Origin of the sequence: Martelella mediterranea, from assembly GCF_021021415.1 — a bacterium.
Classification (GTDB): Bacteria; Pseudomonadota; Alphaproteobacteria; order Rhizobiales; family Rhizobiaceae; genus Martelella; species Martelella mediterranea_C.
Map to the genome: position 1 here is coordinate 1 of NZ_JAINWJ010000034.1, position 6,901 is coordinate 6,901.

Annotated in this window: 8 protein-coding genes; 4 read left to right on the plus strand and 4 right to left on the minus strand. The window is 62.3% G+C overall.

The genetic code is table 11. The annotated features are described in order from the left end of the window. Positions 1–21 precede the first annotated feature (21 nt). On the minus strand, positions 22–903 hold the full coding sequence (locus tag K7H91_RS18185) for a 2-hydroxy-3-oxopropionate reductase (protein WP_230721648.1): 882 nt from the start codon (positions 901–903) through the stop codon (positions 22–24). A 275-nt stretch (positions 904–1,178) separates the two neighbouring features. Here K7H91_RS18185 and cysP point away from each other — a divergent pair, with 275 nt between their 5' ends. The 4 genes from cysP (at position 1,179) to K7H91_RS18205 (ending at position 4,973) form a co-directional block, all read left to right on the plus strand. Next, on the plus strand, positions 1,179–2,177 hold the full coding sequence (cysP, locus tag K7H91_RS18190; RefSeq protein ID WP_230721649.1) for a thiosulfate ABC transporter substrate-binding protein CysP: 999 nt from the start codon (positions 1,179–1,181) through the stop codon (positions 2,175–2,177). A gap of 345 nt (positions 2,178–2,522) precedes the next feature. Next, a complete protein-coding gene (gene cysT, locus K7H91_RS18195) occupies positions 2,523–3,368 on the plus strand; it encodes a sulfate ABC transporter permease subunit CysT (protein WP_230721650.1) in 846 nt (281 codons plus the stop codon). Positions 3,369–3,371: 3 nt separating this feature from the next. Beyond that, the gene (gene cysW / locus K7H91_RS18200) at positions 3,372–4,208 is read left to right on the plus strand and encodes a sulfate ABC transporter permease subunit CysW (protein ID WP_230721651.1); all 837 of its coding nucleotides are present in this window, start codon (positions 3,372–3,374) and stop codon (positions 4,206–4,208) included. 12 nt (positions 4,209–4,220) lie between these two features. Beyond that, entirely contained in the window at positions 4,221–4,973 is a 753-nt protein-coding gene (locus K7H91_RS18205; protein ID WP_230721652.1) for an ABC transporter ATP-binding protein, read from the plus strand. 12 nt (positions 4,974–4,985) lie between these two features. On the opposite strand, the gene K7H91_RS18210 is transcribed toward K7H91_RS18205, so the two are convergent. The 3 genes from K7H91_RS18210 to K7H91_RS18220 form a co-directional block, all read right to left on the minus strand. After that, positions 4,986–6,065: a nickel/cobalt transporter gene (locus K7H91_RS18210; RefSeq protein WP_230721653.1), complete on the minus strand. Its 1,080-nt coding sequence runs from the start codon at positions 6,063–6,065 to the stop codon at positions 4,986–4,988. Further along, on the minus strand, positions 6,053–6,700 hold the full coding sequence (locus K7H91_RS18215) for a DUF1007 family protein (protein WP_230721654.1): 648 nt from the start codon (positions 6,698–6,700) through the stop codon (positions 6,053–6,055). Before K7H91_RS18215 ends, K7H91_RS18210 begins: the two co-directional genes overlap by 13 nt. Before the next feature lie 6 nt (positions 6,701–6,706). Next, a partial coding sequence (locus tag K7H91_RS18220) for a hypothetical protein (RefSeq protein ID WP_230721655.1) occupies positions 6,707–6,901 on the minus strand: 195 nt, incomplete at its 5' end.

Sequence of the window (6,901 nt, forward strand, 5' to 3'; positions counted from 1 at the left end):
CTGTCGGAACGCTGCTTGCGCTCACGCCTCGTCTTCAAGCCCCGCCATCGCCTCCAGCGTGCGGATCAGCGCCGAGTTATCAAGTTCGCCGTCGCCGCGGGCGATCGCGGCGTTCATCAGCTGCTCGGTCGAGGCGGCATTGGGCAATGCCAGGCCGATCTCGCGGGCGGCGTTGACGACGAGCGCCATGTCCTTGCGCTGCAGCCGCATGCTGAAACCGGGATCGAAGGTGCGGTTGAGCATCCGCTCACCGTGGATTTTCAGGATCGGCGAGCCGGCGAAACCGCCCATCAGCGCCTCGCGCACCTTGGCAGGATCCGCGCCGGCTTTCTTGGCAAACAGCAGCGCCTCGGAAACGGCTTCCACCGTCAGCCCGACGACGATCTGGTTGGCGAGCTTGGCGGTCTGGCCATCGCCGACCGGGCCGATATGGGTGATGGTCTTGCCCATCGCCTCGAACAGCGGCTTGCCGCGGGAAAAGTCTTCGTCCGAGCCGCCGACCATGATCGTCAGCGTCGCGTTTTTCGCGCCGATATCGCCGCCGGAAACAGGCGCATCGAGATAGGCGCAGCCGATCGCGGCCAGTTTCACGGCGAAGTCTCGCGTCGCAACAGGCGAGATCGTGCTCATGTCGATCACCATCTTGCCCTTCGACAGGCCGTGGACCGCGCCGTTCTCGCCGAACAGCACCGCTTCGACATCCGGCGTATCGGATACGATGGTGATCACGATCTCGGCGGCCTCGGCAACCGCCTTCGGCGTATCGCAGGCGGTCGCGCCCTTTTCGACGAGGAATTGCGAGATTGGCTTCACCCGGTTGATGAAGAGTTCGTGGCCGGCGTCCATCAGGTTGGCCGCCATCGGGCGTCCCATCAGGCCGAGGCCGATAAATCCGATTTTCATAAAACTGTTCCTTCGCGATAGTAGAGGGCCTTGTCACGGGTTCCTCGAATCTATAGCACGCGTTCGTCAAACCGCACGGGATGCGGACCAAATTTTAAGGGGAGGATTGCCGGACCGATCCGGGCTCCGCGAAAACAAAAGCCGGATTGGGGCAGCAACTCGACCATAATTTTCCAAGGAAGCGGCTTTCCGGCGAAGGGATTTCTTGGCGCAAATTCGCCACTTTTCATATTCTCCGCTCAACAATCCTCCCATTCAGCAGATTGGTTCATTTCATGAAGAAGACACTCCTCGCCGCAATCGGCGCCGCCCTGATCTTCACCACGCCGGCCAAGGCCGATCAGGTGGAAATCCTCAATGTTTCCTATGACATCGCGCGCGAACTCTACGCCACGATCAACCCGGCCTTCGCCGAGTACTGGAAGGCGGAAACCGGCGACGATGTCGTTATCAAGCAGTCGCATGCCGGCTCCTCCAAGCAGGCGCGCGCGATCCTGCAGGGCCTGAAGGCCGACCTCGTCACCTTCAACCAGGTGCTCGACGTGCAGATCCTGGCCGATAACGGCTTCGTCGCGGCCGACTGGCAGCAGGCGCTGCCAAACAATGCCTCGCCCTATTACTCGCTGCCGGCCTTCCTGGTGCGCAAGGGCAATCCGAAGGGCATCGAGGACTGGGACGATCTCGCCGCCGAAGGCGTGGAGCTGGTATTCCCCAACCCGAAGACCTCCGGCAATGGCCGCTACACCTATCTCGCGGCCTATGGCTATGCGCTCGACCAGTTCGGCGGCGATGAAGAGAAGGCACGGGAATTCGTCGGCGATTTCCTCGGCAATGTCGCCGTGTTCGATACCGGCGGCCGCGGCGCCACCACCACCTTCATCGAGCGCGGCATCGGTGACGTGCTGATCACCTTCGAGGCGGAAGTGGAGAACATCCGCGCCGAATATGGCGAGGATGAATATGAGCGCGTCGTGCCGTCGATGTCGCTGCTCGCAGAATTCCCGGTCGCCGTCGTCGACAAGGTCGCCCAGGAGCGCGGCACGGAAGAGGTTTCCAAGGCCTATCTCGAATTCCTCTACACCAAGCAGGGCCAGGAAATTGTCGCCTCCTTCAACAACCGCGTCCACAACGAGGACGTGAAGGCCGAGTACGCCGACAAGTTCCCGGACGTGAAGCTGATCACGGTGGAAGACGTGTTCGGCGGCTGGGAAGCGGCCAACGAGACTCACTTCGCCGATGGCGGCGTGCTGGACCAGATCCAGTCGGCTCGGTAATTCGGTCGGGAATTTTGATTTCTGTCTGACCGTATAGCAGAGCATAGCGTCAGCACGGGCCTCACCGCCCCAATCTCCCCCCTTGAGGGGGAGATGTCGCGAAAGCGACAGAGAGGGGTATCGGGCACAAGCCGCCAACGCCGTGTTCCCGGAGAGGGTTCACCCCTCTCTGCCCTGCCGGGCATCTCCCCCTCAAGGGGGGAGATCGGCGTGTTGTGAGGGCTGTGCGTCTCGCTGACGCATGAAGCAAGGAAACGCTTCACCCCCGAGAAAACCGGTGTCCAACTCGACAGGAATTGCTATAGCCTCCGGCATCACCGCGAAAAGGCCATCATGACGTTCATCATGCCGACAGCGACCAGACGCGCGAACCGCAGCGTCATGCCGGGTTTCGGGCTGACGCTCGGCACCACGCTGCTTTTTGTCGCCCTGATCATCCTGCTGCCGCTGTCGGCGCTGTTCTGGCAGCTTGGCCAGCTCGGCTTTGCCGATTACTGGCGGATCATCACCAATCCGCGCACGCTCGCAGCCTTCCGGGTCACGATTTCGGCGGCAGCCCTTGCCACCGTGTTCAACGCCTGTTTCGGCCTGCTGCTCGCCTGGGTGATCGTGCGCTACAAGTTTCCCGGAAAGCGCTTGCTCGACGCGCTGATCGACCTGCCCTTCGCGCTGCCGACGGCCGTTGCCGGCATCGCGCTGGTGGCGCTTTACGATCGCAATGGATGGATGGGCATGCTGTTGTCGGACTTCGGCATCAAGGTCGCCTATACTTGGTGGGGCATCGCGCTCGCCATGACCTTTACCTCCGTGCCCTTCGGCGTGCGCACGGTGCAGCCGGTGATGGAGAGCCTGAGCCACGATCTGGAAGAGGCGGCGCAGACGCTTGGCGCCACCGATTTCCAGGTGTTCCGCCATATCGTGTTCCCGCAGCTTTTCCCGAGCTTCATCATGGGGGCATCGCTTGCCTTTGCCCGCTCGCTCGGCGAGTTCGGCGCGGTGATCTTCATTGCCGGCAACATGCCATTCAAGACCGAGATCGCCTCGCTTCTGATCATGATCCGGCTCGACGAGTATGATTTCCCGGCCGCAAGCGCGATTGCAGGCACGGTGCTGGCGCTGGCGCTCCTCGTGCTGATCCTCGCCAACATCGCCCAGAACCGCGCCGCGCGGCATATGTCGAGGGGAGGCTGAGCCATGGTCCATCCGCAAGTCAAGGCGCTGAGGCGCAGACGCAGCCTGAAGCGGGCGGCACTGGTGCTCGTCGCCGTCGCCTTTGCCGCCCTCATCATGGGCCTTCCGAGCGTGGCGATCTTCGCCCGCGCCTTTTCCGAGGGAATCGGCGTCTATGCCTCGGGCCTCCTCGAGCCGGAAACGCTGCATGCGATCAAGCTCACCGTCATCACCGCGCTGATCGCGCTGCCGGTCAATATCGCCTTCGGCATATGCGCCGCCTGGGCCGTGACCCGGTTCCGGTTTCCCGGACGCCGCGTGCTGATCACGATCATCGAACTGCCATTCTCGATCTCGCCGATCGTCGCCGGCCTTTGCTATCTGCTGGTCTATGGCTCCACCGGGCTCGTCGGCAGCTATGCCGACCAGTACGGCATCCAGTTGATGTTCAACCTCACCGGTATCGTGCTGGTATCGCTGTTCGTCACCTGCCCCTTCGTCGCCCGCGAGGTGATCCCGCTGATGGAGGTTGCCGGGCGCGACCAGGAAGAGGCAGCGCTGACCCTTGGCGCAAACGGCTGGCAGACCTTCTTCCACGTCACCCTGCCTAATATCCGCTGGGCGCTGCTTTATGGCGCGATCCTGGCGAATGCCCGCGTCATCGGCGAGTTCGGCGCGGTCAGCGTCGTCTCCGGCAATATTCGCGGCGAGACCATGACGCTGCCGCTGCAGGTGCAGTTGCTCTATGATGATTACAACGTGACCGGTGCCTTTGCCGCCGCCACCATTCTGACGGTGATCGCCGTGATCACGCTGGTCCTGAGATCCGCGATCGAATCGCGTCACCCGCAAGCGCACTGAGAAAGACCGACCATGGCCCTCACAGTCGAAAATGTTTCAAAATCCTACGGCAGCAACCGGGTGCTCGACCGCGTCGATCTCGACATCCGCCCCGGCGAATTCGTGGCGCTGCTCGGTCCCTCGGGCTCCGGCAAGACCACGCTTCTGCGCATCATCGCCGGCCTGCAATTCGCCGATGAGGGCCGGCTCTTAATGGAGGGTGAGGACATTACCGGGCTGGAGGCGCGGCTGCGGCGTTTCGGCATGGTGTTTCAGAGCTATGCGCTGTTCGAAACCAAGACGGTTGCCGAAAACGCCGCCTTCGGGCTGAAGATGCGCCCGCGCGCCACACGGCCTTCGCGCGAGGAGATCGGCAAGCGGGTGCGCGATCTGCTGGATATGGCCGAGATCGGGCATCTTTCCGACCGCTACCCCTCGCAGCTTTCCGGTGGGCAGCGCCAGCGGGTGGCGCTGGCACGCGCGCTTGCGATCGAGCCGCGCCTGCTGCTGCTCGACGAGCCCTTCAGCGCGCTCGACACCAAGATCCGCAAGGGGCTGCGCGGCGCGCTCCGCGATCTGCAGAGAAAGGTCGGGATTGCCGCCATTCTGGTGACCCATGACCAGGAGGAAGCCTTCGAGATCGCCGACCGGATCGCGGTGATGTCGGACGGCCATATCGAGCAATTCGGCACGGCGGAGGAATTGCTGCGCCGGCCCGCGACGCCGTTCGTCGCGGAATTTCTCGAAGGCATGACCAATTACCAGAACCAGGGCGCCGGTATCTGATCAACGATCCGATCAGCCTGTCATGGAGGCGGCAAACAACGTCAGACCCAGAAGCGTGACCAGCAACGCGCCGGCGATTTCGATGCCGTAGCCGATCCGGGTTGCCCGTTGCGACCCGCGACCGGCGAGACGCACGGCCAGCCCCTTGGCCGAAACCGCGATGATCGCCAGCACCGACACGGTGATCGCGGTGCCGATCGCCATGGCGAAGACCGAGGCGATGCCGCCGAGGATCAGCCCGTTCAACAGCGCGAAGGTCAGCACGATCAGCGCGCCCGAGCAGGGCCGCATGCCGATCGCCAGAATTGCGGAGCCCGCGCCCTTCCAGTCGAAATCCTTGCCCCCGAGGTCCTTGGGCTCCGGCATGTGAACGTGCCCGCAGCCGCAATCGGGACCGTGCACATGATGGTCATCATGGTGGTGCGCGTGATTGTGAAGATGATCATGGGCCGTGTTGTGGGCGCCGTGCTCATGGCCATGCGGATGATCGTGCCCATGATGATGGTCATGATCATGAACCCCATGGCCGGCGCGCCCGAAGATCGCACGGGTCTTGGTATAAAGCAGCCACAGACCGAAACCGGCAATCAGGAGAAAGCTCGCGCGCTCCATATAAAGCGTGGCATCGCGCATCGAAACGGCGGTGCCACGCAGGAACAGATAGGCCGCGCCCACCAGCAGGATCGCCGTCACGCCCTGCGCCAGCGAGGCGACGAGCGAGATCGCGATTCCGCGCTTCAGCTCGGTTTCGTTGGCGATCATGTAGGAGGAGATCACCGCCTTGCCGTGGCCGGGGCCGGCGGCGTGGAACACGCCATAGGCAAAGGAAAGGCCGACAAGGCCCAGCACCTTCACCGGATCGTCCTTCATCGCCTTCAGCGCCGCCGTCAGCGCGCGGTAGAACTGCTGCTGATACTGGTTGATGGTGATCAGTACCGATTGCAGCGGGCCGAAGGATGAGGAGAATGACGGCTCGGACGAGCCGATGCCGAGCGGCGAGGCCGAGAACGATTTCTGGTTCAGGCCGAATATCAGAAAAGCCAGAAGCGCCAGAAGCAGGACAAGCGCGATCGGGCGGATCATTCGGTGCATGTGAGGTCCAGGCGGGTTGCGAACAGCTTGCTCATGTCGGTCGGATCGTTGAAGAACGCCGCCGTCAGCGCATCGCTGTTTTCGGAGATGATCTCATCGGGGTCGGGCCGCACCACCGCAGACTTGCAGCGCTCGAAGGCATCGCCGATCATCACAAGGTCCTCGTCGCGCTGAAAGTCGATCGCGGTATACATGGTGGAATCATAAATGCCGAAGGTGAGATGGCCGTCAAGCTTGACCGGCCTCGACGGCTTTGCCGAGAAGATCAGCAACAATTGCCCATCCATCATGTCGGCATGGATGACGTCAGGCTCAGCCAGCGGCACGTCCTCGCCGTTGTCGCTGATCTGAGTGTAGTAGCCATATTCGGCGAGTGACTGACGCACGGTTTCGCCGATCTCCGTCAGCTCGTCGCCGGTGAGCTGGTTGTCCATGTTGGCGTCATAGTCGAGAATGACCGAGGACGAGAAGAACTCATCGAAGCGCCAGACATTCTGCAGCGCTGTGACGGTGCCATCGTCATCTGCCACCACCTCAAGCCGCGCATCGACGAAGACATGCGGATGGGCGCCGGCCTGCGGGGCGGCGGCGAGGCAGAAAAGGGCGGCGATGCTCAGGCTGCGGTGAAATTTCATGCTGCTTCATTGGAGCAAAACTGAGTCAGAAAAAAGCCCGTGTGCGCAGATTTTGACGCAGGCGCGGTTTGGGTGATCGAAATGCTTTCGGAAACGCCAAGCGTACCTCTTTAAAAAGGGACGCACCCAGGCGACTAACAAACCTGCCGTTTCTGCGGAAGTCATCAACTCTGTTGTTCTTGATGGTCCCTTATCCTTGCG

Bases quoted from the DNA above. Each gene is read 5' to 3' on its own strand.
- K7H91_RS18185 (WP_230721648.1), bottom strand. From the start codon at position 903: ATGAAAATCGGATTTATCGGCCTCGGCCTGATGGGACGCCCGATGGCG.
- cysP (WP_230721649.1), top strand. From the start codon at position 1,179: ATGAAGAAGACACTCCTCGCCGCAATCGGCGCCGCCCTGATCTTCACC.
- cysT (WP_230721650.1), top strand. From the start codon at position 2,523: ATGCCGACAGCGACCAGACGCGCGAACCGCAGCGTCATGCCGGGTTTC.
- cysW (WP_230721651.1), top strand. From the start codon at position 3,372: ATGGTCCATCCGCAAGTCAAGGCGCTGAGGCGCAGACGCAGCCTGAAG.
- K7H91_RS18205 (WP_230721652.1), top strand. From the start codon at position 4,221: ATGGCCCTCACAGTCGAAAATGTTTCAAAATCCTACGGCAGCAACCGG.
- K7H91_RS18210 (WP_230721653.1), bottom strand. From the start codon at position 6,065: ATGCACCGAATGATCCGCCCGATCGCGCTTGTCCTGCTTCTGGCGCTT.
- K7H91_RS18215 (WP_230721654.1), bottom strand. From the start codon at position 6,700: ATGAAATTTCACCGCAGCCTGAGCATCGCCGCCCTTTTCTGCCTCGCC.